This window comes from Fodinibius sp. GM21, from assembly GCF_058386955.1.
Window position 1 is genome coordinate 1 of sequence record NZ_JBYEIQ010000005.1, and the last position, 25,304, is coordinate 25,304.

Consider the following 25,304-nt stretch of genomic DNA (forward strand, 5'->3'; position numbering starts at 1 on the left):
TTGTCGAGGCCGGGGTCGGTAACCGAGGCGCAGCCGGTGAACAATGCGATGCTGAAGACGATAGCGAGAAGTTTGTGAGTAAAAGATTTCATAACTGATTGTTGATTTTGTGTTCAGATTAAATTTGTAACGTTTTCGTTAAAATGTATTTCCGAATAGCTAAACCTGTACTTTTCGGACATACTAATAGCTGATTACAAGAGTAATCAAAGTTTAATTTGTTACAAAAAAAGCTTTGTCTGTAAGCCATACCGTATAAAATTATTTTGTAACAAATTTATATTATAATTTAAATTTTTATTTCTAATTATATTCTATTCCAGATTACAAGAGTAATAAAGAATAATATGTTACAATAAATAGTAATATTTAAGTAAATAATTTTTTAAATAATTAAAAATTACTTCAATTTTATTATAGAATTACATTCTAATATTTGTTTGCCAATTCAATAGTTATATATTAGAAAGCACAATTACTACAGCAGGCTTTATTTATTCATTTCGTGATGAACGGGTCAGTTAATTTAGGTTTATAAGCTACCTTGAGTAACTCCAGAGTTGATTATTCAGAATTAGTATATGCTCTTCAGCAGAATAGGGAAGGTGAGGCCAATGAGCTGTTGGAAGAACTGATGCACAGGCTTAAAGATTACTTGAAGGTGGTGCTTAACGCAGATGAAAAAGATGCTGAGGAATGTACGCAACAAGCATTTCTTAATGTTTACGAACAGATACAGAAAGACAATATTCGGGAGGAGAAATATATATTCAGTTATATGATACGTGCGTGTCGGCACGAATATTTCCGCCTTTCTAAAGAGCAGCACCGTTTTAATAATCCTGTTGAGGATCATAAAGATCATCTGGTCGATCCCGCCGAGCAGTTTCAGAATTTAATGGATAAAGATCGCCAGGCTATTTTGGAGGCCTGTCTGAACGAACTTCGGGAGAAGTCGCGTACTTTTATTGAGTATTTTATTGATAAGCCTGATGCCACAACCAAAGAGGCAAGCGCTCATTTTGATATCAGCGGAGCCAACGTGCGCACCAAAAAATCACGTATTTTAAGCCGATTGCATCACTGTTTTAAACGCAAATGGCGTCAATAATTATTAGAGTGGAATCGTTACTGAGAGCAGAGTTCCTTGTATAGATACAGTTTCCATAATCTTATCTAAGGTTTCATTATTTGTCTGATTCAAAAAATAGAGGGAGGAATCAAACAATAGGAGGAAACCACCTTGGATAATTAATGATTGACCATATCCAATAAAACGGTCTTTCGATTTGCGGATCCCACGCTCCCATAAAAATCCACCGGTAGCCATATACCCCATATTTAATCCAATATTCAAAAGTAAAATTTGCTCAATGGAATGGGCTTCATTGAGACTTTGAGCTAATGAAAATGAAGTAGGATCTGCATGGCTGTACTGATACAGGGCACCTCCGGCAATTGCAAGGTTTACCAGGTTCCATCCAACATTCATTTGGTGCAAATATTTTGTACTTCCGCTGCTTTTAAAGTAACCGATAGAACCTACAGCAATATTTGAAATAGCCCAACCCGATAGGATATGCATGCCCTTTATATTCAGATCTATCCGTTGTTGGTTAAAAGAAGCAAGGGATTCCGATAGATTTTGGGCAGTACTGTTATTGGTCAAAAGTAAAAGAGAGGAGACAATTAGAAATAGAAAGAACAGTAGCTTGGCGTGTAAACTTTTCATCGCATCAATAGTTTAGTTCATTTTGTGAGATTATTTTGGAATCTGCAATGATAAAAATGTCATCTTTTTCTGTTGGCTCAATTACATGCGTACCGGTAAATCCGCCAAAAGCCGGTAAGACTCCGTACTCTGTTCCAAAATAAAAACATGGTAATTTCATAGCTTGTCGACCGCGCCCTTTTAATTGTACGGCAGGGTGGATATGGCCGCTTAAAATATATTGATTTGATTTACTTAAATCCTGGTGCTGATCGATATCGTGAACGAATAAAAAGGGACCTGCGGATAATTTTGAAAATACATTGATAATTCCCCGATGATAATTTGCAGTCTCAAGAATGTCATGATTACCAATTACCAAGCTCACTTCGAGTTGCCGATTATTTTTACGCCAATTGATAAATTGATTCCACTCTTTATTAATATTACTATGGAAAAGATCTCCTAAAATTATGAGGTGATCGGCTTCTGTAAGGTCGACCATCTCATCCAGTTTGTTTAGGTTTGATTGCGCTACTTCCTTGGGAACGGCAACACCACTCTTTCTAAAATGTCCCGACTTGCCGATATGCAGATCGGCAACCAAAAGTGTTTTTTTCTTTTGCCAGTAGATTGCTTTTTGAGGCAAGAGCCAGAGACGTTGGTGCTTTAGGTTGAAAGTTCGTGAATTGGAGTTCATATACTCAAAAGGTGTTTATCTTACTTTATGGGTGCATTTATTTAATGACATTTAACTATTAGGTATTTGGACTGAGGTAGTTTTCCAAAAATAATTTATACATGTTCTTCGAGTTGTAACTGCATCCGCTTCACACGATCGGTGAGACTTTCAGAGCTCAGCCGTTCGCGCAGTCGATCTACCATTATTGGAAATGCAAACGGTGTAAATCGCTCGGTAGTTTTAAGTGTTATTTTATGAGATTGAATACGTTTTAGTGCTTTCCGTAACCGCACTTCATCAAGTTGATAGGAAAGCACTTCATCGTAGGCTTGCTGGAGCAACAGATTGTCTGGCTCATACTGGTCAAATACATCAAAAAACAGACTCGACGAAGATTGCAGATGGCGGCTGGCTTTTTGCTGGCCGGGGAACCCCTTAAAAATAAGTCCGGCAATATGACAGATTCCCCGAAATCGCCGTTTGGCAAGTTCGGTATCATTCAGGCTCGAAAAGATATCCTCAACAAGATGTTCATCGGAAAATAGCTTATTCTCAAGAGCTTGTTTAATAGGAATTTTCTTGTCCGATAACAGTTCAAAGCCATAATCATTCATCGCAATAGAAAAAGTGATCGGTGTAAGCTGAGATATTCGATAGGCCACTAATGCTGACATTCCCTCGTGTACATAACGTCCTTCAAAAGGATAAAAGAATAGGTGGTGCCCTTCGCGAGAAGTCGTTTGTTCAATTAACAGTTCATTTTCATCTGGCAGGGTGGACCAGTTTTTTTGGACATCCAGTATCGGTTGAATAGTTTCAAGTTCAATATCGTTGGCAGAGCCCTCAATGGCTTGATGCATCTTACGGCGAAGCAAGCTACTCATATTTGAAGATAGCGACATACGTCCGCCCATCCAGCTGGGTACTTTTGCTTTGGATGTGTTTGCCCTCCGTACATAGGCGGTCATTTGCTTGGTTCGCACAAGTTCCAGACTTCGACCTGCAAACCAGAATTTATCACCCGGTTTTAATGAGGCAATAAACCATTCTTCGATACTACCCAGATGTGCTCCTTTTAGATATTTGACGCTCATCATCGTATCACTGGTTATCGTACCAATCGACATTCTATGACGGCGCTTAATTTTCTTGTCAACAACCTTAAAAAGGCCATCTTCTTCAACTACTTTAGAATATTCATCATAAGCTGTAAGTGATTGCCCGCCGGTTGTTATAAAATCCATAATCCAGTTCCACTCTTTTTGAGACAGCGTCTGGTAGGCAAAGCTTGTTTTAACTTGCTCGTAAACCTCATTGGGTTTAAATCCATCCGAAACCGCCAGTGTAACCAGATATTGAATAAGGACATCGTATGGTTTTAGGATAGGATCCTGACTTTCAAGCGCTACCCTTTGAGTAGCTGCCGTCTTAAGTGCAGCAGCTTCGATCAATTCCAGGGCATTGGTTGGCACAAAAAAGATACGACTGGTTGATTCCGGCTGATGACCACTACGTCCCGCACGCTGTAAAAAACGCGCAACGCCCTTGGGGCTGCCAACCTGTATAACCGTTTCAACAGGAGCGAAATCGACACCGAGATCCAGGCTTGAAGTACAAACGACAGCTTTTAGTTTGTCCTCATGTAGCGCATCTTCAACCCAGCGACGAACTTCTTTGCTCAGCGACCCATGGTGCAAGGCGATGGTTCCGGCCAGTTCAGGCTTGGCATTTAAAAGCTGCTGGAACCAAATCTCTGACTGGGAGCGGGTATTGGTAAAAATAAGGGTAGATCGACTTTCATCGATGATAGGCAACACTTTAGGCAGTAACTTTGTACCAAGGTGTCCCGACCATGGAAACTTTTCGACATCATCAGGTAGAACAGATCGTACTTCTAACTTCTTTTCTATGTCAGCTTTTATGATAACAGAATTTTGGTTGTCGGCATGTATTCCGAGCAACACATCATGCGCTTCTTTTAGATTGCCAATAGTTGCAGAGATGCCCCAAATTTTCAGGTTTGGTTGTATGTGTTTCAACCGTGATAACCCAAGTTCGGTTTGGGTTCCCCGCTTTGATCCCAATAGTTCGTGCCACTCATCAACGACTACAGCTTCAAGATTTATGAAATAGCTTTTATATCCTTTTTGGGCCATCAGGATATGTAAGCTTTCGGGCGTGGTAATGAGCACCTCCGGCATCTGTTTTTTCATTTTTTGTTTCTGATAGGATGATACGTCACCGGTCCGACGAGTCACCTGCCAGGGTATTTCCAGATCATCAACAACCTTTTGAAGCGCTTGCTCGATATCGCGAGCCAAGGCACGAAGCGGGGTAATCCATAACAATTGAAGGCCATTATCAGCAAGTTCGGTATATGTTTCCGGATGTTCATCAATCCATTTAATGAGCATCGGCATATACAGGGCGTAGGTTTTTCCGCTGCCTGTGGGAGCATTCAGTAATCCATTCTTTCCTGATAAAAAAGCTTTCCACACTTTCCGATGATAGTCAAATGGCTCCCACCCACGTTGAGTAAACCACTGTTCAATTTTTTGATAGCCGTCGCTTTTCATTAAGATTGAAATCTTGTTTATTTCTAATCGCGTAAGGGTAATTAACGGAAATGATTTGAATATAATTTGTTTCTTTAGTTGACTTGATTATCTGCTTTAATTATTTAAAATATGATGGTCAGTGAGATAAGAATATTCCCAACTTAAATACTATTGCCATGTGGTTAAATATTGATTCGTTTGAAGAGTATAAAGAAGTCTATAATGATAGCATTAAAAACCCAGAAGAATTTTGGGAGCATGAAGCGGGAACGTTTTATTGGCGAAAACGATGGGATGAAACCCATAGCGGGAGCTTTAAGGATGGGAATGTGAAATGGTTTGAAGGTGGCAAACTGAATATTACCGAAAATTGTCTGGATCGTCACCTGAACACTATTGGTAATAAAACTGCATTTATCTTTGAGCCCAATCACCCGGATTCTTTTCGACGGACGATTACCTATCGGCAATTGCATGAGGATGTCTGCCGTTTTGCCAATGTTCTCGAAAACAAAGGTATTGAAAAGGGTGACCGCGTGGCTATTTATATGGCAATGACGCCGGAGCTGATGATTGCCGCATTAGCTTGTGCTCGTATTGGCGCAGTGCATTCTATTGTGTTTGCCGGATTTTCTGCCCAGTCACTGGCCGAGCGTATCCAGGATTGCGATGCAAAAATGCTTATCACGAATGATGGGTTGCGCCGCGGAGAAAAACATGTGCCGCTTAAAGATATTTCAGATGAAGCCCTGGAAGAATGCCCTACGGTTGAAAAAGTGATTGTGTGCCAGCGCACAAACCGCGATATCGACTGGGTCGAAGGACGTGATGAATGGTGGCACCTGCTGATTCGAAATGCATCTAAAGAACATGAAGCCGTAGAGATGGATGCCGAAGATCCACTCTTTATTCTCTATACCTCGGGATCGACCGGCAAGCCTAAGGGACAGGTACATACCTGCGGGGGATATATGGTCTACACGAGTTATACCTTCCGCAATGTGTTTCAGGTTGAAGAAGATTCCGTTTATTGGTGTACGGCTGATGCGGGCTGGATTACGGGACACTCGTACATTTTATACGGTCCGCTGCTGAATGGTGCAACAGGTATCATTTTCGAAGGGACTCCAACATATCCCGATCCTGGTCGACTGTGGGAGGTCTGTGAAAAGTATAATGTAACGCACTTCTATACTTCCCCAACAGCTATCCGTGCGCTGATGAAAGAAGATATTGAGTATGTAAATAAATACGATCTAAGTTCACTCGAAGTACTCGGAACGGTGGGTGAGCCGATTAACGAAGAGGCCTGGCATTGGTATCACGATAAAATCGGAAACGGAAAGTGCCCGATTGTGGATACGTGGTGGCAAACGGAAACTGGCGGTATTATGATTTCCCCGCTTGCAGGAGTAACACCAACTAAACCCGGGTTTGCTACGCTGCCGTTACCTGGTATTGAGCCAGCTTTAATGGACGATGATGGAAAGGAGATCGATGGCAACGGTGTTAAAGGAAATCTTGTGATCAAGCAGCCATGGCCGGGAATGACCCGCGGAATATGGGGCAACCAAGAGCGCTATATGGAAACGTATTTTGAGGATTATCCCGGATATTACTTTACGGGTGATGGCTGTCGTCGCGATGAAGATGGCTACTATCGAATAACTGGTCGTGTTGATGATGTGCTAAATGTTTCTGGTCACCGATTGGGAACTGCTGAAATAGAGAATGCGATTGATGAACATCCCAAAGTGGTAGAAGCTGCTATCGTGGGATATCCGCATGATGTTAAAGGCGAAGGTATTTTCGCCTTTATGACGTGTGACGATGGAGTCTCGGAACCGGAAACATTTAAAAAGGAAATCGATGATTTGGTAACCAAAATAATTAGTCCGATTGCCAAACCGGATAAAATTCAGATTGTCAATGGATTGCCGAAAACGCGATCAGGTAAAATTATGCGCCGAATTTTACGCAAAGTTGCGGCCGGAGAAACGGATGATATGGGCGATACTTCCACATTGCTCGATCCCAGTGTGGTAGATGAAATAATAGAAGGTACCGCATACTGATCACCGATATACTCAAATAATCTTACAGGGACACATCATTAGTTTGGTGTGTCCTTTTCTATATCGATAGGAAAAACCCCATAATGAAGAGTAAGATACTTATCACTAAAAGGATGAGTCGAAATCTCGTGCGCATCATCATGGGATGAAAAAATAAGCCATAGGTAAGAGGTTTTTTGCTCAGCCAATCATAGTAGTGATGTCGATGTGCTTCGCCCAGTGCCATGGTTACATGCCCGTGGAGAATGGTAATCATAAACGGGATGGAAAAAAGACAACAACCTGCGTAAATAATAAACTGTTCAATACCTGACAAATTTGCTAAATACCAGTAGGGCCAGGCAAAAAGCAGGAAAAAAGGTACGCTCAGCATCCAGTTGATAATGCTGATACGCTTAAAATTTCTGGGGTCGAGCTCCTGGTTCATCGTAATCGTCTGTTAGTTGATCAGCTTTATTCACATTGGATGGGGTGTTTTGCCAGATATGAAGATACCAATAAGTGGGTAATGCAAGTCCATATGCAAGTAACACAACAACGATCCACAAAATTCGCTTTTCAGTGTCTAAAAAAGCGTTTTGAATAATATGGACGATATAGAAAACAAATAATCCCAGAGCAAGCAGGAAAATGGGAAATACATAGGGAAGAATATAGCTCAGATAGGAAAAAACCATCATAGGCATTACAGGCTCCTGTGAAAAAAACACAGATAGAAAATTTATTACGATAAAGCCCAGAAAACTTATCGCAAACAAAAGGGGAAGGAATGTCAAGACCCCCAGAATAATTTTGGAAGATTTATTTAAGTCCATTGAAAAATTCAATTCTTAAATTTGACTGGCAATCAGCATCTCAATTTCACGGTAGGGCATATCAAAAATTTTGGAAAGTGACTTTTTGGTGAGATGTTTTTTATAAACATATGTACCATTGCGCAGCGCCGTATTGGTCCATAAACATTCTCGAATTCCTCCTGCATCACCAATAGCCAAGAGGTAAGGGACAATTACATTATTGAGGGCATAGGTGGCGGTGCGGGCAACATTGGATGGAATATTGGGAACGCAGTAATGAATTACATCATGTGCCATAAATGTAGGCTTAGAGTGAGTGGTGGCTCTGCTGGTAGCAATACATCCCCCTTGATCAATTACGGTATCTACGATTACGCTGCCAGGTTTCATGGAAGCAACCATAGGTTCAGTAACGAGTACTGGAGCGCGTTCACCCTCAAACATGGCAGCGCCAATCACCACATCGGCAGATTGGATGGCCGAGGATAAGTATTGATAATTCGCAGTGGCCGTAATGATGCGCCGGTCAAGTGCATTTTCGAGATGTCGGAGTCGGGCCAAGTCGTTATCCATCACAAAAACCTGGGCGCCATAACCCAGAGCTGTACGCGCTGCATATTCTGCGGTAATGCCAGCTCCCAGAATAAGAACCGTGGCTGGTGGGATTCCTGAAATACCACCAAGCATAATACCTTGACCGCCTTCGTTTTTCTCGAGATAGTGTGCTCCAATTTGTACCGACATCGATCCGGTTATTTCATGCATCATGCGCACAAGGGGAAACTCTTTGTCATCACCTTTAATAAACTCGAAGCCGATAGCTGTAATATTCTTTTTGATCAAAAGATCAATAAATTCTTCTGTGGCATTACCCAGATGAAGGGCTGAAAGGAGGGTTTGGTCTTGTTCCAGAAGCTCTAACTCAGAATCCGACGGTGGTGCGACTTTAACAATCATGTCGGACTTTTTATACACCTCGTCGATACTGAAAGCAACTTCAGCCCCGGCGTCAGCAAACTCCTGATCGGTAAAATTGGCTTCGGCACCGGCATCTTGTTCAATAAAAACCTCATGCCCGTTGGCTATCAATACCGAAGCACCACCAGGGGTTAAACAAATTCGGCGCTCATCATTGGAGACTTCCTTTGGTACCCCTATCTTTAGGGAAATATTGGATTCCGATTTCATCAGACGCTTTTCCAGCGTCTGTATTCCAATTTGTTCTGTTTCTAGGGGGTTAATATCCATATTGATTAATTTTACGAGAAGTAACGTAGCTTAATTTAATCTACCTACTGACGCTAAGCAAAAAGACAATTTAAGTTTAAGCGAGTAGATCTCAGGGTGTTAGTAAGGTTTCAAAGCAAATTAAATGAGTAGTTCTTTGAGAAATCCTGCGGATCTGAACGCATTAAGTATTTTTTGAAATGAGTATTAGACCCAAAAAAAGTTTAGGCCAGCACTTTTTAACTGACGAAAATATTATTGAAAAAATAGCAGATGCTATTCCTGCCCAAAAGGGGGACCGAGTTATCGAGATTGGTCCCGGTACTGGTGCATTAACCGGAGCACTGCTCAATCGTTTTGAAGATGTGGTGGCTGTGGAGTTGGATCAACGAGCCATAGAAGTGCTTGAGCAAAAGTTTGATGGATTGGAAATTCATCACGAAAATGTGTTGGATGTCGAATGGGAGAAGTTATCTATTGGAAAACAGAAAACCCATGTGGTTGGGAATCTTCCCTATTATATTACAAGTCAGATTTTGTTTTCACTCCTTGAAAATCGGCACTTACTGGCCGATGCGCTGCTGATGATGCAGAAAGAAGTGGCGGAGCGATTAGTGGCTTCTATCAGAACCAAAGATTACGGAATATTGAGCGTACAAACGCAGCTGATGTGTACGCCTGAAATTCTGTTCCCTGTTTCTCGTCACTGTTTTAGTCCGCAGCCTAATGTGGAAAGCGCCATCGTTAAATTAAGTTTCGATAAGGGAGCGTTAAACTGTTCGGATAAAAATCTAAAAACGGTTGTTCGTACCGCCTTCAATCAGCGGCGAAAAAAATTGAGCAACGCACTTAAGCCGCTGGTCAGTAAAGATAAGCAGCCCAAAGGGTTCAACTTTGACAAGCGGGCCGAGGCATGGGAACCATCCGAATATGAAAAGTTGACAGCACAACTGGTCGAAGATGGCATTTTGACCTGAAATTTCGACCACACCTTTTTCCAATTTGATCTTTCAAAATTAGAAGTACCGCTAATTGGGGATTTTAACACTTCTAATGCCGGTCGTACGATAAAAATACATTTCTTTCAAAGTTTGGTATGGTACTTGCTCACCTATAACCCTGTTGAAATTGATGTGATTTCAAACAGAGGAATTTCAAAAGTATTAACAGCAATATTGCTGGATTCAAGAATTTCAAATTTCAACTATTAACTAAAATTAGGAGTCATACTTATGGCTAAATCTAAGATTAAACCGTTAAGCGATCGTGTTTTGGTTCAGCCGAAACCTGCGGAAGAGAAGACAGAATCCGGAATCATTATTCCTGATTCGGCAAAAGAAAAACCACAGGAAGGAACTGTCGTAGCTGCAGGTCCCGGCAAAGTGGAAAACGGAAACAAGATTGATATGTCGGTTACGGAAGGCGACGAAGTGTTGTACGGAAAGTATTCTGGCACTGAAGTTACGCTGGATGGTGAAGAGTATTTGATTATGCGAGAATCCGACATTCTTGGAATCGTTTCCTAAGCAATTCTTTCAATATTTTTCAAACAAAAACTCAAAAAAATTAAATAGGCAATTATGTCTGCAAAATTAGTTCATTACGATATGGAAGCACGCGATGCTCTCAAGCAGGGCGTTGACAAGCTTGCGAATGCTGTCAAGGTCACCTTGGGACCGCGTGGACGAAACGTAGTAATCGAAAAATCATTTGGTGCACCAACAGTTACTAAAGACGGTGTCACTGTTGCAAAAGAAATTGAGCTGTCCAACAAGCGACAAAATATGGGCGCTCAAATGGTAAAAGAAGTTGCTTCCAAAACCAGTGATAATGCTGGCGATGGAACAACGACGGCTACCGTTCTTGCCCAGTCCATCATTCAAACCGGTCTGAAGAATGTGACTGCCGGTGCGAACCCGATGGAATTGAAGCGAGGCATTGACATTGCTGTTAAAGCAATTGTCGAGGAGCTTCGCAAAAACAGTCAACCTGTTGGTGACAGCCTAGAAAGTATCAAGCAAATTGGTACCATTTCTGCCAACGGTGATGAAGAAATTGGCCAGAACATTGCGGATGCAATGGAAAAAGTTGGCCAAGACGGTGTTATCACTGTTGAAGAAGCGAAAGGTACTGAAACCTATCTCGAAACGGTAGAAGGTATGCAGTTCGACCGCGGATATCTGTCACCTTATTTCGTGACTGATTCCGAAAATATGGTCGCAGAGATGGAAGAACCTTATATTCTGATCTTCGATAAGAAGATTAGTAACATGAAGGATCTTCTTCCTATCCTTGAAAAAGTTATTCAAACCGGCAAGCCGCTGCTTATCATCGCTGAAGATATTGAAGGCGAAGCACTGGCTACATTGGTTGTTAACAAGCTGCGCGGATCGCTTAAGATTGCAGCTGTTAAGGCGCCTGGATTTGGCGATCGTCGTAAGCAGATGTTGGAAGACATCGCGATCTTGACTGACGGTACCGTTATTTCTGAGGAGCGTGGATACAAGCTCGAAAATGCTACGCTTGACTTCTTGGGTACTGCTGATCGTGTCAACATCACCAAAGACGATACCACAATCGTTGGCGGTCAAGGCAAAGATAATGACATCCAAGCACGCGTAAATCAGATTAAAGGACAGATTGAGTCCAGCACTTCTGATTATGATCGCGAAAAACTGCAAGAGCGTCTCGCTAAGTTGAGCGGCGGTGTTGCGGTACTCAACATTGGTGCTGCTTCTGAAGTAGAAATGAAAGAAAAGAAAGCCCGTGTTGAAGATGCCCTCCACGCTACTCGTGCCGCTGTTGAAGAAGGCATTGTAGCAGGTGGTGGCGTTGCACTGCTTCGCGCTCGAAAAGCACTGGATGAGTTAGAAGCTGAAGTACCTGATCAGAAAGTTGGTTTCAACATAGTTCGTCGTGCTCTTGAAGAGCCGCTTCGAATTATTGCAAATAATGCCGGTGCTGAAGGTTCCATTGTTGTACAGAAAGTCCTTGAAGGCGAAGGCGGCTTTGGATACAACGCACGAACCGAGCAGTATGAAGATCTTATCGAAGCAGGCGTGATTGATCCTACAAAAGTAACACGCACTGCTCTTGAAAATGCTGCTTCTGTTGCCGGCTTAATGCTGACAACTGAAGCCCTCATCTCTGACAAGCCTACTAAAGGCGATGATGATGACGATGATGGCGGACCTGCCGGCGGCGGTATGCCAGGCGGCATGGGAGGCGGTATGCCCGGAGGAATGGGCGGAATGGGTGGCATGATGTAAGCCAACCGTTCTTAAGAACTCGTCTTTCATAAGACGATTTAAGAGCCTCGTCCCAATTTAGGGACGGGGCTTTTTTATTTTAATGTTTTATATTTGCCTTCAAATTCTCGTTGAGCATCTCGATAAATTTATGTTTGTTAGAGTTCTTTCGGATAAACAAACGTAATTCTGATAAAGAACTATGATTCTTGCTCCCATTGATTGGGCCATAATTGGTGCTTACCTATTGTTTTCTCTGCTCATAGGGGTATGGGTCATGCGCAAGGCAGGTAAGAACTCAGAACAATTTTTTGCTGCAGGAAAAAATATGCCTTGGTGGCTGTTGGGGATATCAATGGTAGCTACTACTTTTTCAACAGATACTCCCAACCTGGTTGCTAATATTGTGCGTACTGATGGTGTTTCAGGTAATTGGGTATGGTGGGCCTTTCTTCTTACGGGTATGCTGACCGTTTTTGTTTATGCCAATCTTTGGAAGCGTTCGGGAGTTCTGACAGATGTTGAATTTTATGAGCTCCGTTACAGTGGCAGGATGGCCGCATTTCTGCGTGGCTTTCGTGCCGTATATCTTGGATTTATTTTTAATGTGGTTGTAATTGCAACCGTATCGCTTGCGGCGATAAAAATAAGTGGTGTATTAATGGGCTTAACCCCAGTAGAAACGGTCGTTATAGGCGGACTTGTTACGGTTGTTTACAGCTCTCTCGGGGGATTACGTGGCGTACTGCTTACTGATTTTTTCCAATTCTTTTTAGCCATTGGCGGGAGTTTAATTGCTGCCTATGTGGCGTTAAATCATCCGGAGGTTGGGGGACTCAGTGGATTGCTGGAACACAAAGAAGTAGTGAGGCAGCTAAATATTTTACCTGATTTTTCTGATCCTTCGCAGGCTATTGGCATTTTTATCATCCCGCTGGTTATTCAATGGTGGAGCGTCTATTATCCGGGTGCTGAACCGGGCGGCGGGGGATATATTGCACAGCGCATGTTTGCTGCTAAAGATGAAAATAACTCTATTGCTGCCGTATTCTTTTTTAATGCTGCCCACTATGCCCTGCGTCCCTGGCCATGGATTATAGTGGGATTGTGTTCGATTATTGTTTTTCCTGAAGTTGCTGATTTGAAAGAAGCGTTTCCCGATGTTTCGGGCGTAGCTGATCATGATATGGGATACCCTGCAATGCTTACGTTTATCCCGACAGGATGGTTGGGATTGGTGGTTGCGTCATTGACAGCTGCATATATGTCTACCATTTCCACCCATCTAAATTGGGGATCTTCTTACTTGGTTAATGACTTTTATAAGCGGTTTGTGCGTCCTGAAAGCTCGGAAAAAGAGCTTGTCGCTGTTGGGCGTATCTCTACCGTAATTCTGATGATCGTAGCCGGGGCACTTGCGTTACTGCTTCAGAACGCGCTCGACAGTTTTCAGATTATCTTACAGATTGGAGCCGGTACGGGATTGTTGTTTATTCTTCGCTGGTTTTGGTGGCGTATTAATGCGGGGAGTGAGATCGCCGCCATGTTTATCGCTTTTGCCGTAGCTTTATATTTCCAATTTGGCCATTCCCATACAGGTCTTCCGGTAGTTACCGGTTGGCAAGAACTCATTATTGGAGTGATTGTTACAACAATCGGTTGGCTGTCGGTAACATTTATGACGCGACCCACTGATCACGAAACACTCGTTAACTTTTGTGAGGCAGCGCGTCCCGGGGGACCCGGCTGGCAGCATGTTATTAGCCGAGCTAAAGATAATGGAGAGAATATAGAACCGCTCGAAGATGAAGCCTGGCGCGTTCCCCAAGGATTGCTTTGTATGGTCTTGGGATGCATCGCCGTTTACGGCGCGCTCTTTGCGACCGGCTACTGGATTTACGGCAAATGGATGTTAGCTTCGATAATTACTGTTGTTGCTATTGTTTCATCCGGTTTGCTTTATAAGGCTTGGCGCAAGCTGATAAAAATTCGTCCCGATGAGGAGTTGTTTGAAGAGTAGCTGAAATCTTTGGTGGTGAGGAATGTCGTAGAACGAGATTGATAAATATGGCATCCTGTCAGCCCGAACTTATTTCGGGATCTTGCATGATAGATGTTAAAATCTCAAATATTTGGGACACCACAAATTTAGGATGATACGCAAAGTGTTTTAATTTTTCTGTTTCTTTTCCTTCTCGCTCATAACCCAGTCAACAAATAAAAACTCAAGTCCGGCTGATTCATATCCTTCCCAGTTTTTGATCATCTCCTGAAATTCTTCTTCGGAGGTATTATTCGGATCTCCACCATAATTAAGAATAATCCACCGCCGGTGTCCCTTTTCTTTTCCTTTCTTTTTGTTACTTGGGAAAACGGCATCGGGACGTTCCCGAAAAAGCATTAGCTGTTGGGCAGAAGTTGGACCAATACCTCGTACCTTGGATATAGTATTATAAAAGACTTCTGGTTGACAAGTTTCCAGGTGATGGAGATCTCGTTCTCCCGATAGTAAATCCTCGGCAAAGCCAATAATAAATTCTCCTTTTCTTTTCGTTGGCCCGGGATCGAGCTGCCGAATACTCATTGGGGTGGCCTTAATGAGCTGATGCGGTCGCGGCCAGGCAGGGAGGTTGTCTCCTTCTGCGTTAATCAGGGATCCGTAGTTTTTACGCACATTATAGACCATTTTTTTGGCCGTAGGCTTGTGGGATAGTCGCATTTGGATGATCCGATTAATAGTATCCTCAAACAGATTTGCGCGGGCCATCCGCTTGAATCCATAGTACTCAGTAAGCAAGGGACCCAGTACCGGATCATCGGAAGCTTGATCGTATAAGGGACGCAGATCGATGTTAGTGCCAAAAATACGGGCTAAGCTTTTATTGGCTTCTTTAATTTCGTCAGTACTTAACGATGCATTACTTTCGAAGTGAAATTCGGGATTTTCCGGATCCCCATTGAAAAAAGAGCTAACAAGGATATCCCGATCCTTCAAAGGGATAGGGCGGGTAAATCCCTCTTCAAAGACTTTTTCAGGATCGTGTTCATGATCGAAGTACTGATCGATATCCAGGCAAAGAAACCAATCGTGCGGTGGTATGGATTCAAGGGTCCAGTTGCTCATAATAATGTACTGAAAATTAAGAGTGTAATATTGATATAAACTATTTCAACCTTTGTTATTCGCCACTTGTTTCGCGGTCTATCTGCTCAATATAAAAAGATGGATTTTCTTCTTGTTTCAATCGTGTTCTATTAATTTTCTGTTGATATAATTGCTCCACATCTTTGAGCGTGTCTGTATCATCGGGATTTAGATCCCAACGAATGGCCTTAAATCGAGGCAATCGCAACGAGTAATTTGCCTTTGTACGTTTGTTTCTCTGGATATCATCAAATTCGAGCTCAATCACAATTTCGGGAATCAATCCCAGGGTTGGTCCGTATTTTTCGACGGTCAAATCTTTAATACGCTCATTTATTCGTTCCATTTCTTCATCCGTATAGCCGCCATACGCCTTGCCAATGGGAATAAACTCTTCTTCGTAGCGCTCATCTTCTGCAACCCGGATGCCCAGCGTAAAATCAGAATAGTATCCCCCTCGTTTTCCGGAGCCGGCATGCGCATACATCATTACCGTATCGAGCGTACCGCCCGGCTTTTTGACTTTGAGCCATGATTTCTTACGCTGACCGTATTCATAAGTGCTGTCAACCTTTTTGAGCATTAATCCCTCATTGCCATGGGCTAATGCACGTTCAAATAGCTCATCAAGATGATCATGGTCTTCAACTTTAAATTGATTGGTGATAGGGAGTTTATGGGTTTGCGATAATGCGGTAAGTAAATTGCGGCGTTCCCTTAGCTTCTTCTCAAAGATGGGATAATCGTCATAATAAAGCATGTCATATGAGATAAACAAGACCGGGTATTTCTCAATAATCTCTTTGCCAGGTTTTTTTCGTCCCATCCGTTTTTGGAGTAACTGGAATGGCAGAATTTCATCGTCTTTAAATACGCATATTTCACCATCCAGGACTGCGTCGGGCAAATCCTTTTTTACGAAGAACTGTACGATTTCTGGAAATGAATGGGTGATGTCATTGAGGTCGCGAGAATACAGCTCTACCTGTTGTCCGCTGATATGAGCTTGTGCCCGCATGCCGTCAAATTTTTCTTCGGCTATGTATCCATCCAGGTTCTCAACAGCGCGACTCTCCATTGGGGAGGCGAGCATAAATGAAAGAGGGTGGAACAACTTGAAATTTGCTTGATCCAGTTGATCGTTTTTACAGAGCACGGCTGTTTTTCCAATACTGCCGGTAATCATGTGGGCATAACGAACATCATCTACTTTTTTGTCGAAAGTTTCGGCCAATGCAGAAACGACGCTTTTGGTTTCAAAGCCGATACGCAGCGATCCCCGCGTCATAATTCGGATGAAGAACTTGATTTCGACCGGGGTCATATGTTTCCAGGCATTTCTAAGAATGTGCTGCTTGTCTGCCCGCGAGGAAACGTTGTAAATATCCTCGTATATCGATTCGATATCTCGGAGACTTAATTGTGCCGGTTTGCGTTTGTTGCGAGCAGCTTCAATGTTGTGCATCAGCTTTTCGATAGCTTCGGAAGCACTGCCCAAGGCAGTTTTACACGGTTTAAATACTTTTTCATAGTCAATTTCGCAGAATTCGGCTGCGCAGGTTGAGTACGTTCGGCTCCCCACCGTTGCTCTTTTCCCGGAGATCGATGAAAAAGCTCCTTCACCCAAAAATTGAGCCGAAAGCTTTAAGTCATCTTCTTCCAGAGACTGAAAGTACCGAGCACAACAGGTGATCTTCGCGTTGGTACTACGCGTTTCGTTGATTTGTTGGGCGGTCTGTGCTAATTTTTGAAAAGAGTTCTCAGCCATAGCTAATCATCTTCTTCCATTTCCATATCTAAAAACCGTGACTCAATATTTCGTTTTTCCAAATAATATTGAACAACATCGGCATTGGAAGTATGGGTAATGTGTACTTTTTGCGGATTTAATTCTTCGCATAAGCGAATCAGTTCAAAAAAATCGAGGTGGTCGGAAAGCGGAATGAGTTTGTGCACAGTCAATTGACTACGAGCCGCTTCACGGGTAGCCCATCCGGAGCAATAGGCTATGCGCTTTTTTTGGACGTTAGACGCAAAGCCGCTGTTTAGGGCAGCGTTGGTCGTAATTAAAATTTTGCCCTCACAGGTATCTCTGTCATACGGTTCATAATTGCCTAAATCGATATCAGCTTCTTCATACACATCGCACATCTTAAATCCTGCACCGTGAATCTGTACTTTATGCCCCAGTGGTGCCAACAGATGCATCACTTCTTGTGCCTTACCTAAATTATAGGCTAAAAATATTGGGGTATATCCATCTTCTAGGGATTTTGAGGCAAAGGAACGAATTTGCTGTCCGAGGTTTTCGTGAGAATCCCATTTGTAGATAGGCAGTCCAAAGGTGGCTTCAGTAATAAAATGATCGACCTGCTCGGGAATGGAAAATCCCTCTGAAGCCGGAGACGGCGGGGTGCGATAGTCGCCGCTATAGAGCACGGACCCATCCTCAGATTCTACATATACCATCGCAGAGCCGAGAATATGTCCAGCGGGATAAAGGGTAATTTGTGCCCTGTTAGTTTCTATTGATTCGCCGAAATCCAGAACTGTTGCATCGCCTTTGTATCCGCGGCGCTGCATCAGCTTTAGCGTATTGGGGGTACAGTAAACGCTACTCTTGCGATTACGCGGCATGTGATCAGCATGGGCATGCGAAATAAAGGTATGCTGGGTATCAGTACCGCTGTAGTCAAAACCGATGTTAAGATCCGGGAGCAGAATGCCGTGATATCCTGCTTTGGTGATATTCATGACATTGGATGTCGTGTGATTACTAAGTATGCCAGCAGGAATATAGCTGATCCGACTGCCACCATAATGGCACCGCTTCTTTTAATGATACCGGGCAGCTGCCGGCTGGCTTTAATGAGCGTTCGACTTTGCTCCCACCGTACCAGCTGAAGTCCTGCGATATACACTACGGTTAAACTCCAAATCGTAAAGAGAAGTTCAATCCATGAAAAAGGGGTAAACGAAAGTATGATACCGGGAAGGGTAAAAAATAAGAAGTATTTTAAAACCCTGATAAATAGGGTTGGTGGATTTTCATGATCCGCTTTGTTGGTTAAATAGCTTGCAAATTGATCCTTCTTAATAGTGAGATATCCTCCCGCTCCGATCAAAGAAATAGCCAGTACCGAATAGTATAGGGCAAACCATTTTGTTGAAAAGCTTTCCAAATCCATAATGTCGAATTATTCGTCTGGAAGATTCTCGGCTTCGACTGGGGTTTCCTCTTTGGGATATAGGACGGAAGCAATAATCGACAGCGCAAGTGCCCCGCCAATAAATGCTAAGGCATATGGGGTGGGTATGTGATAAAAGTCAGAAACCAGCATTTTAACTCCAACAAAAACAAGAATGAGCGAAAGCCCGTAGTGCAGATAATGAAAAAGACGCATGATGCCGGCGACAGCAAAGTAGAGGGCGCGAAGTCCCAGTATGGCAAATGCGTTGGAGCTGTAGATAATAAACTCATCGCGCGTAATGGCTAAGATGGCGGGAATGGAGTCGAGGGCAAAGACAAGATCGGTTGTTTCGATGACCACTAAAACGATGAACAGAGGCGTGGCAATAAGCCTTCCCATTTTACGAATAAAAAATTTAGAGCCGTGGTAGCTCTTGGTGGTAGGGAAAAATCGCCGGACTAGTTTTAAGATCGGGTTCCGTTCGGGATGGACTTCTTTATCTTTTTCCATGGCCAGTTTAATACCGGTAAAAACCAAGAAACCTCCAAACACATAAATGATCCAGTGGAAACGTTCCATGAGGGCCACACCGGTAAAGATAAAGATCAGACGCATGACAAGAGCTCCGAAAATTCCCCAGAAAAGTACCTTGTGCTGGAATTTATCCGGAACTTTGAAATAGGTAAAAACCAGCAGGAAGACGAATATATTATCAACGCTGAGTGATTTTTCGATCAGGTAGCCGGTATAGTAATCAAGAGCTGTCTGGGATCCCATATAGTAATACACCCCAATGCCAAAGACCAGTGCCAAGGCAATCCAAATACCCGTCCAGTAAAGGGCTTCTTTGATACTGACGGGCTCATCCTCTTTGTGAAGTACGACAAGGTCGACTATGAGCATCGCAATGATGAACACATTGAATATCGACCACAGCAGAATGGAGTGATCCAAGATGGAGATCTATTTTTGAGATTTAAAAATAAGCCTCAAAAGTAGGTATTATTTGACAAAATTAATAGCTATCTGTTGACTAGATTATTCGACCAAAAACCCATCTTCCTCTTTCTTTAGTACATCGGGGATAGACGCCATTATTTCTTCTTTGAAAGCCTCAATAATATTCTTTTTCAGGTATTCGCGTCCATACACAATGCGCACCTTTCGACGGGGAACCGGATCGTCAAACTCTCGTAAATGAGCTTTAGCACAATGGGCATTGATCTGATTCTTTGCAAGGTAAGGCAAAAGCGTCATCCCAAAATTTTGTTCAACCAGTTGTTTTAGTGTTTCCAGATTGCCGCTTTCAAACTCAATTTTTGGATTATCGAGATTATTTTTTCTGAATTTCTTGCACAGTTTAACGGTTTGATCGCGAAAGCAATGCCCCTCGTTGAGTAACCACAAATTGGCTACTTCCAAATCATCCACCGAAAGACGATCTTTCTTTGCAAGCGGATGATCTTCCGACACATAGCCCAAAAAAGGTTCGTAATAGAGGTCTTCCTCAAAAATATTACCACGATCGGCCGGTGTGGCTATAATACCTATATCAAGGTGATCCTGATTAAGCAGGTCCAGAAGTTCATCAGTTACCACTTCCTCGAATATGAGTCGAACGTCGGGATGTTTTTGTCGAAAGTTGCGTAAAAAGAGCGGGAGCAGATAAGGGGCAACGGTGGGGATAATTCCGATGCGAAATGTGCCTCGTAGTTCGTCATCATTTAAGGTAGCAATATCTTCAATATGCTTAGACTGTTTGATGATTTTCTTGGCTTCTGCAATAATTTTTTCGCCAATTTCTGTGGGTATAACAGGAGATTTGGATCGATCAAAAATGGTAATCCCGAGTTCTTCTTCTAGCTTGTGAATCTGCATGCTGAGGGTCGGCTGGGTGACATATGATTTTTCAGCAGCAGTGGCAAAATGGCGGTAACGGTCGACAGCAATAATATATTTGAGTTGCGTAAGAGTCATAATAATCTATTTCAAAGCAGTAATTGTGACAATCTGTTTGACGGAATTATACAAACTTTAGAACTTTTATTTGTGAAAGTTCGAGATTTCCTTTCAGATTAGTACATTAGCCGTGAATCATTAAACAATCGAGAGTTAAACGATTTAATAAAAAGCATAGATATATCAATTATGCAACAGGCGCATGTATTTATCGAAGGACGGGTACAAGGAGTAGGATTTCGACATTTTGCAAAAGTAAATGCTGAAGAAGTAGGCGTATTCGGATGGGTTAAAAATCTACCCGATGGCAGGGTGGAAGCCATTTTTGCGGGACCTATGGATCACATCAGGGAGATGGTAAACCGTTGCGAGCAGGGACCGGGGGCCAGCCGGGTAGATAATATTGACGTTACGGTTGAAGAAGCTGATGAGGATTATGAAGAATTTGAGGTCCGCTATCATTAATATTTTTTATGCGTTTATTTATTGCTATTCCCCTGCTGCAAAACATCAAACAAAAATTATTGGACTTACAGCAGCCCATTAATGGAATTAGATGGCAGTCTCAAGGGCAGATGCACCTGACCATTAAATTTGTGGGAGAGGTTGATGAAGCTACTGCCGGAGAGTTACGGGATGAACTGCATAACATTACTCATCCGCACTTTGCTATGACAATCGCGGGGATTGGGTACTTTCCTGAAGGTAAACAACCCAAAGTATTGTGGGCAGGTATCAAAGAAAATGCAAACCTTCAGGAGCTGCATAAAAAAGTGGAACACCGCTGTGAGAAAAATGGAATTGCTCCCGAACCCCGACCTTATAAACCCCATGTTACGATAGGTCGAACAAAAAATACGCCCAAAAAAGCGGTTACTTCATATATAAATCAGCATGAACCATTTGTTCTTCGGGATATTCTAGTTAATGAATTTGCACTATATGAGAGTAAATTGCATCCTGATGGAGCACGTCATCACCGATTGCAAACCTATTTTCTGAAATCGGATGAATAGGTTTTGTTATTTTTGATTTATTACTTCCAATTCAACTAACTAATGTTACGAATTGTGCAGTCATTTTTATGGATTCTATTGGGTGTTGTTGTGGGATATCTGTTGCTGGTTGCTATGATGTACTTGCTCCAGTCACAAATGATTTATTATCCTCAAAAATCGATCACTCTTACCCCCGAAGATGTTGGACTATCATATCAGGATGTTACATTTAAAACGGAGGATGGAATAAGTCTACATGGTTGGTACATCCCCAATGGTAGTAATTCCACCGTGTTATATTTCCATGGTAATGCGGGTAATATTTCAGGTCGCTTACAAACGATCCAATTGTTGCATGATTTGGGACTCAACATTTTTATTTTTGACTACCGGGGATATGGAAAAAGTGAGGGGCGTCCCAGTGAGCAGGGAACCTATTACGATGGCCAAGCGGCCTGGAATTATTTAGTGTCAGAAAGAGATGAGCAAAATGACAACATTGTGATCATGGGACGTTCGCTGGGCGGGGCTGTTGCCTCATGGCTTGCTGTACAAAAAAAACCGGCTGCTACCCTTCTGGAATCTACCTTTACTTCCGCGGCAGATTTGGGATCTGATCTGTATCCCTGGCTGCCGGTGCGCACCATCATCCAATATGACTACAACACGCTTGCAAATATCAAGCAGATTGTGTCGCCACTATTTATGGCTCATAGCAAGGATGATGAAATTATTCCGTATCAGCACGGGAAAATACTATTTGAAGCGGCCAATAAACCCAAAACATTCGTGGAACTTAACGGATCGCACGGTTCCGGATTCTGGGAAACAGGGGAGAAATATCGCACGGCACTGCAGGAGTTTTTAAATAATAATGTAAGAAATAAGTGATATGGATATCATTAGCAAGGAGATTACGATTGGAGCCGAGGGGTTTTCGGATATCAAAAACATCACAGAAGAGGTAACGCAATTTGCTGAGCAAAGCGGATTTTCAGAGGGACTTATCCATATTTTTCCAATAGGTTCTACGGCTTCTATATCAACAATAGAATTTGAGCCAGCGTTGGTGCAAGATATGAAAGATAAGCTGGAAGAATTTGCTCCACACGATCAGACAACACGTCACGGCGAAACCTGGGGTGATGACAACGGGTTTTCGCATATGCGGGCAACAATGATGGGGCCGGGAGTAACGGTACCCCTGCACAATGGTCAACCGGTCCTAGGAACGTGGCAGCAGATCGTGATTATAAATCATGACAATAAATCGAGGGACCGCAGGATTTTTTTACAGGCGTTGGGGAAATAAGCTAAAAAAAGCGTGCTAATTTGTTGTGCTATTCAGATGATAGCTTTGCACAACAGATTTCAGAAGGTCCGGTTTATTCGTGAAAATTCCGGTAATCCCTCCGGTAATAAGTTTTTGCATCCGTCTTTTGCTATCTACGGTATATATAAATGCCGGAATATTAAACTTGTTAATATCAGTGATCCATTTCTTTTTTAGCTGTCGATAGCTACAGTTGAAAGCATCAACATTATATTTTTCAACGAGTTGATGCGGCAGTAGTCGGCTTGATTGACTTTTCTCGTAGAGCAATGCTACGGGAATATTCGGGTCTAATCTTTTGAAATGACGAACGGCTCGATAATCAAAACTGGAAAAAAGCACATGCTTTTGCATACCATGCTCTTTGACGAGCTGAAGGACTTTCTCTTCTATTCCATTTTTGATCTGATCAGAAACTGCTTCGGTTTTAATCTCAATATTGAGCGCAATTTTACCCGATGCAAAATGAAGTACTTCTTCCAGTGTTGGAATTTTCTGATCGGAAAATTTTGGATTGAACCATGAACCGGCATCTAATTTCTTTAGCTCTTTGAGTGTATAATATTTAACATAGCTGTTGCCGTTGGTGTGCCGATTAAGCTTAGCATCATGAAAAACGATTGGCACGCCGTCTTTACTCAACATAACATCCAGCTCAATCATCTCAGCACCCATTTCAACAGCTTTTTCAAAGGCGATCATCGTATTCTCGGGGTAGTAAGCGCTGGCACCACGGTGGGCGATGATAATAAACTCATCCCCATCATCATTATAAAGTACGGGTAAATTATGTTTTTGCATCATAGACGATTGTGCTAAGCAGTTAACAGTTGCAAAAGAACCAACAGCCAAGATAAGACAGAGAAGCTTAATTCTCATGCTGTATTTTCCATTGAAGGTAATCCAGCAGCTCATCAATTTGATTCTTTTGATAGAATATTAATCCCACATTGATTGCAAAAACACCAAAAATGATAATGAAAAAAGTTTGGCCGAGCTGAGTGATATCAAAATAGAAGGAATATCCAAAAAACAGGATGGCGGCAATATTTACGGCAAGTTGAATCCACTTATTCCGCTTTTTCTTATGAAGGGCATCTATTTTATTGCTTTCGGATAGTGAAAGTTCGTCTTTCTTAAGGTGTACGGTAAGGTAAGATTGAAGTCGTTCCTGCGTGTCAGAATCGCTAAAATCTGTCATATCAATTTTTGTGTTGCATGATCCGCTGCATAGCGTTGCGCAACAATGAATTGCGATTATTCTTCTTGGAAACGGTAATATATATGAGATAGAAACCAATCATAGTTGTTACACTGGCAACCATAATTAAGCCGGTGGATAGCCAATGCGGTTGGATAAGTCCCAAGACGGAAACCGTAACAACTGCCAATCCTAAAAATATCTGTGATATGGCAGCAATCATGTAGAATGTTGAGAGTGAGTGTGTTTCTTCTACATAGTGAGAAATGGCAGAATTATGTATGGAATCCTTTATATTGGACGATTCAGAAGATGGAAAAGAATCATCGTTTGGGTTCTTATCTTTCATAGGTAAACCGTTTTTAATAAATCGTTAAGTACTTATAAGTTAAACGAAATTATTAATATTTCAATTCCTGAATTACTATGTCAGAAAGTGATACAAATATTTATGTTTATGGTCGCAACTCAATTCTTGAGGCCTTGAGGAATGAAGCCGAACGCATGCAAAAGATTTTTGTTCGCGATTCACTACACGATTCTCAGCTCTCAGAGATTTTTAATTTAGCATCTCAACATCGTATACCCATTTCGCATGTTCCCGGTTCTAAACTTCACGACCTTGTGGGAACCGTAAATGATCAGGGTGTAGTAGCACTGATGAGCCAAATATCATATCAGGATTTTGGAAATTGGCTCGATACCGTTGATACCTCTGACTATCCGGCTGTTCTGCTGCTGGATGAAATTGAGGATCCCGGAAACTTGGGAGCTATGCTCCGAACAGCAGCGGCAGCGGGAATATCGGCTGTCTTGGTTCCCAAACATCGCCAAGCTCCAATCAATGCTACTGTTCATAAAACATCGGCCGGGACAGTGGGTCGCATCCCAGTTGTTCGCGTTGGTAATCTGAACCAATCCATCATGAAGCTAAAAGATGAAGGTTTTTGGATCGGCGGACTGGATATGAACGGTGATAAAGAGTTATGGGATTTGGAGGTCGATCGACCGCTGGCATTTGTCATTGGGAATGAAGGTAGTGGTATTAGCGAAAAAACCTTAGAACACTGCGATTATAAATTTCATATTCCCATGGAAAATAATGTGGAGTCGCTAAATGCTTCGGTTAGTGCTGCTCTTCTTTGTTATGAATGGAAACGGAAAGTGCAGGGCTAAATA

The 25,304-nt window shown here is 42.4% G+C and carries 26 protein-coding genes; 11 read left to right on the plus strand and 15 right to left on the minus strand.

What is annotated here, in order from left to right; genetic code table 11:
• The first annotated feature begins 544 nt into the window (after positions 1 to 544).
• Positions 545 to 1,111, plus strand: a complete 567-nt coding sequence (locus tag ACT3IB_RS12985; protein ID WP_491539450.1) for an RNA polymerase sigma factor — start codon at positions 545 to 547, stop codon at positions 1,109 to 1,111.
• 3 nt (positions 1,112 to 1,114) lie between these two features.
• Here the strand turns inward: ACT3IB_RS12985 and ACT3IB_RS12990 are convergent, their stop codons facing one another.
• The 3 genes from ACT3IB_RS12990 to ACT3IB_RS13000 all read right to left on the minus strand — a co-directional run bounded on the left by ACT3IB_RS12990 (position 1,115) and on the right by ACT3IB_RS13000 (position 4,969).
• Positions 1,115 to 1,732: a DUF6992 family protein gene (locus ACT3IB_RS12990; RefSeq protein WP_491539451.1), complete on the minus strand. Its 618-nt coding sequence runs from the start codon at positions 1,730 to 1,732 to the stop codon at positions 1,115 to 1,117.
• 4 nt (positions 1,733 to 1,736) lie between these two features.
• Positions 1,737 to 2,411 (minus strand): ligase-associated DNA damage response endonuclease PdeM, encoded by a 675-nt coding sequence (pdeM, locus tag ACT3IB_RS12995; RefSeq protein ID WP_491539452.1) that lies wholly within the window; start codon positions 2,409 to 2,411, stop codon positions 1,737 to 1,739.
• Positions 2,412 to 2,506: 95 nt separating this feature from the next.
• On the minus strand, positions 2,507 to 4,969 hold the full coding sequence (locus tag ACT3IB_RS13000; RefSeq protein WP_491539453.1) for a ligase-associated DNA damage response DEXH box helicase: 2,463 nt from the start codon (positions 4,967 to 4,969) through the stop codon (positions 2,507 to 2,509).
• A gap of 158 nt (positions 4,970 to 5,127) precedes the next feature.
• On the opposite strand from ACT3IB_RS13000, the gene acs reads away from it, so the two are divergent.
• Entirely contained in the window at positions 5,128 to 7,026 is a 1,899-nt protein-coding gene (gene acs / locus ACT3IB_RS13005; RefSeq protein ID WP_491539454.1) for an acetate--CoA ligase, read from the plus strand.
• Positions 7,027 to 7,084: 58 nt separating this feature from the next.
• Here the strand turns inward: acs and ACT3IB_RS13010 are convergent, their stop codons facing one another.
• The 3 genes from ACT3IB_RS13010 to ACT3IB_RS13020 form a co-directional block, all read right to left on the minus strand.
• Positions 7,085 to 7,453: a hypothetical protein gene (locus tag ACT3IB_RS13010; protein WP_491539455.1), complete on the minus strand. Its 369-nt coding sequence runs from the start codon at positions 7,451 to 7,453 to the stop codon at positions 7,085 to 7,087.
• On the minus strand, positions 7,422 to 7,736 hold the full coding sequence (locus ACT3IB_RS13015) for a hypothetical protein (RefSeq protein WP_491539456.1): 315 nt from the start codon (positions 7,734 to 7,736) through the stop codon (positions 7,422 to 7,424). Before ACT3IB_RS13015 ends, ACT3IB_RS13010 begins: the two co-directional genes overlap by 32 nt.
• A gap of 120 nt (positions 7,737 to 7,856) precedes the next feature.
• Positions 7,857 to 9,071: an alanine dehydrogenase gene (locus ACT3IB_RS13020; protein WP_491539457.1), complete on the minus strand. Its 1,215-nt coding sequence runs from the start codon at positions 9,069 to 9,071 to the stop codon at positions 7,857 to 7,859.
• 179 nt (positions 9,072 to 9,250) lie between these two features.
• Here ACT3IB_RS13020 and rsmA point away from each other — a divergent pair, with 179 nt between their 5' ends.
• From rsmA to ACT3IB_RS13040, 4 genes are all read left to right on the plus strand, one after another.
• Positions 9,251 to 10,027, plus strand: coding sequence for a 16S rRNA (adenine(1518)-N(6)/adenine(1519)-N(6))-dimethyltransferase RsmA (rsmA, locus tag ACT3IB_RS13025; RefSeq protein ID WP_491539458.1), 777 nt, complete (start codon positions 9,251 to 9,253; stop codon positions 10,025 to 10,027).
• A gap of 255 nt (positions 10,028 to 10,282) precedes the next feature.
• Positions 10,283 to 10,576, plus strand: coding sequence for a co-chaperone GroES (gene groES / locus ACT3IB_RS13030; RefSeq protein ID WP_491539459.1), 294 nt, complete (start codon positions 10,283 to 10,285; stop codon positions 10,574 to 10,576).
• Positions 10,577 to 10,630: 54 nt separating this feature from the next.
• Positions 10,631 to 12,319: a chaperonin GroEL gene (groL, locus tag ACT3IB_RS13035; protein WP_491539460.1), complete on the plus strand. Its 1,689-nt coding sequence runs from the start codon at positions 10,631 to 10,633 to the stop codon at positions 12,317 to 12,319.
• 181 nt (positions 12,320 to 12,500) lie between these two features.
• A complete protein-coding gene (locus tag ACT3IB_RS13040; protein ID WP_491539461.1) occupies positions 12,501 to 14,318 on the plus strand; it encodes a sodium:solute symporter family protein in 1,818 nt (605 codons plus the stop codon).
• A 150-nt stretch (positions 14,319 to 14,468) separates the two neighbouring features.
• Here ACT3IB_RS13040 and ACT3IB_RS13045 read toward each other — a convergent pair whose 3' ends face one another.
• The 6 genes from ACT3IB_RS13045 to ACT3IB_RS13070 all read right to left on the minus strand — a co-directional run bounded on the left by ACT3IB_RS13045 (position 14,469) and on the right by ACT3IB_RS13070 (position 20,611).
• Positions 14,469 to 15,422, minus strand: a complete 954-nt coding sequence (locus tag ACT3IB_RS13045; RefSeq protein ID WP_491539462.1) for a DNA-3-methyladenine glycosylase family protein — start codon at positions 15,420 to 15,422, stop codon at positions 14,469 to 14,471.
• A 55-nt stretch (positions 15,423 to 15,477) separates the two neighbouring features.
• A complete protein-coding gene (locus tag ACT3IB_RS13050; protein ID WP_491539463.1) occupies positions 15,478 to 17,211 on the minus strand; it encodes an ATP-dependent DNA ligase in 1,734 nt (577 codons plus the stop codon).
• 2 nt (positions 17,212 to 17,213) lie between these two features.
• Positions 17,214 to 18,197, minus strand: coding sequence for an MBL fold metallo-hydrolase (locus tag ACT3IB_RS13055; protein WP_491539464.1), 984 nt, complete (start codon positions 18,195 to 18,197; stop codon positions 17,214 to 17,216).
• Entirely contained in the window at positions 18,194 to 18,631 is a 438-nt protein-coding gene (locus ACT3IB_RS13060) for a hypothetical protein (protein WP_491539465.1), read from the minus strand. Before ACT3IB_RS13060 ends, ACT3IB_RS13055 begins: the two co-directional genes overlap by 4 nt.
• Positions 18,632 to 18,640: 9 nt before the next feature.
• Positions 18,641 to 19,588, minus strand: coding sequence for a TerC family protein (locus ACT3IB_RS13065; protein WP_491539466.1), 948 nt, complete (start codon positions 19,586 to 19,588; stop codon positions 18,641 to 18,643).
• Between the two features lie 84 nt (positions 19,589 to 19,672).
• Positions 19,673 to 20,611: a hydrogen peroxide-inducible genes activator gene (locus tag ACT3IB_RS13070; RefSeq protein WP_491539467.1), complete on the minus strand. Its 939-nt coding sequence runs from the start codon at positions 20,609 to 20,611 to the stop codon at positions 19,673 to 19,675.
• 171 nt (positions 20,612 to 20,782) lie between these two features.
• Between ACT3IB_RS13070 and ACT3IB_RS13075 the strand changes: the two genes are divergently transcribed.
• Genes ACT3IB_RS13075 through ACT3IB_RS13090 form a run of 4 tightly spaced genes read left to right on the plus strand, consistent with a single transcriptional unit; the run spans position 20,783 to position 22,903 of the window.
• A complete protein-coding gene (locus ACT3IB_RS13075; RefSeq protein ID WP_491539468.1) occupies positions 20,783 to 21,058 on the plus strand; it encodes an acylphosphatase in 276 nt (91 codons plus the stop codon).
• Positions 21,059 to 21,066: 8 nt separating this feature from the next.
• Positions 21,067 to 21,609, plus strand: a complete 543-nt coding sequence (gene thpR, locus ACT3IB_RS13080) for an RNA 2',3'-cyclic phosphodiesterase (RefSeq protein ID WP_491539469.1) — start codon at positions 21,067 to 21,069, stop codon at positions 21,607 to 21,609.
• A gap of 42 nt (positions 21,610 to 21,651) precedes the next feature.
• Positions 21,652 to 22,482 carry an alpha/beta hydrolase gene (locus ACT3IB_RS13085; RefSeq protein ID WP_491539470.1) on the plus strand — a complete coding sequence of 277 codons (831 nt, stop codon included), beginning with the start codon at positions 21,652 to 21,654 and terminating at the stop codon, positions 22,480 to 22,482.
• A gap of 1 nt (position 22,483) precedes the next feature.
• Positions 22,484 to 22,903 carry a secondary thiamine-phosphate synthase enzyme YjbQ gene (locus ACT3IB_RS13090; RefSeq protein WP_491539471.1) on the plus strand — a complete coding sequence of 140 codons (420 nt, stop codon included), beginning with the start codon at positions 22,484 to 22,486 and terminating at the stop codon, positions 22,901 to 22,903.
• A 15-nt stretch (positions 22,904 to 22,918) separates the two neighbouring features.
• On the opposite strand, the gene ACT3IB_RS13095 is transcribed toward ACT3IB_RS13090, so the two are convergent.
• The 3 genes from ACT3IB_RS13095 to ACT3IB_RS13105 all read right to left on the minus strand — a co-directional run bounded on the left by ACT3IB_RS13095 (position 22,919) and on the right by ACT3IB_RS13105 (position 24,474).
• Positions 22,919 to 23,728, minus strand: coding sequence for a glycerophosphodiester phosphodiesterase (locus ACT3IB_RS13095; RefSeq protein ID WP_491539472.1), 810 nt, complete (start codon positions 23,726 to 23,728; stop codon positions 22,919 to 22,921).
• A 64-nt stretch (positions 23,729 to 23,792) separates the two neighbouring features.
• Complete coding sequence (locus tag ACT3IB_RS13100) at positions 23,793 to 24,125, minus strand: hypothetical protein (protein WP_491539473.1); 333 nt, start codon at positions 24,123 to 24,125, stop codon at positions 23,793 to 23,795.
• Position 24,126: 1 nt separating this feature from the next.
• Positions 24,127 to 24,474 carry a hypothetical protein gene (locus ACT3IB_RS13105; RefSeq protein WP_491539474.1) on the minus strand — a complete coding sequence of 116 codons (348 nt, stop codon included), beginning with the start codon at positions 24,472 to 24,474 and terminating at the stop codon, positions 24,127 to 24,129.
• A 77-nt stretch (positions 24,475 to 24,551) separates the two neighbouring features.
• Between ACT3IB_RS13105 and rlmB the strand changes: the two genes are divergently transcribed.
• Positions 24,552 to 25,301 carry a 23S rRNA (guanosine(2251)-2'-O)-methyltransferase RlmB gene (rlmB, locus tag ACT3IB_RS13110; RefSeq protein ID WP_491539475.1) on the plus strand — a complete coding sequence of 250 codons (750 nt, stop codon included), beginning with the start codon at positions 24,552 to 24,554 and terminating at the stop codon, positions 25,299 to 25,301.
• Positions 25,302 to 25,304: the final 3 nt, after the last annotated feature.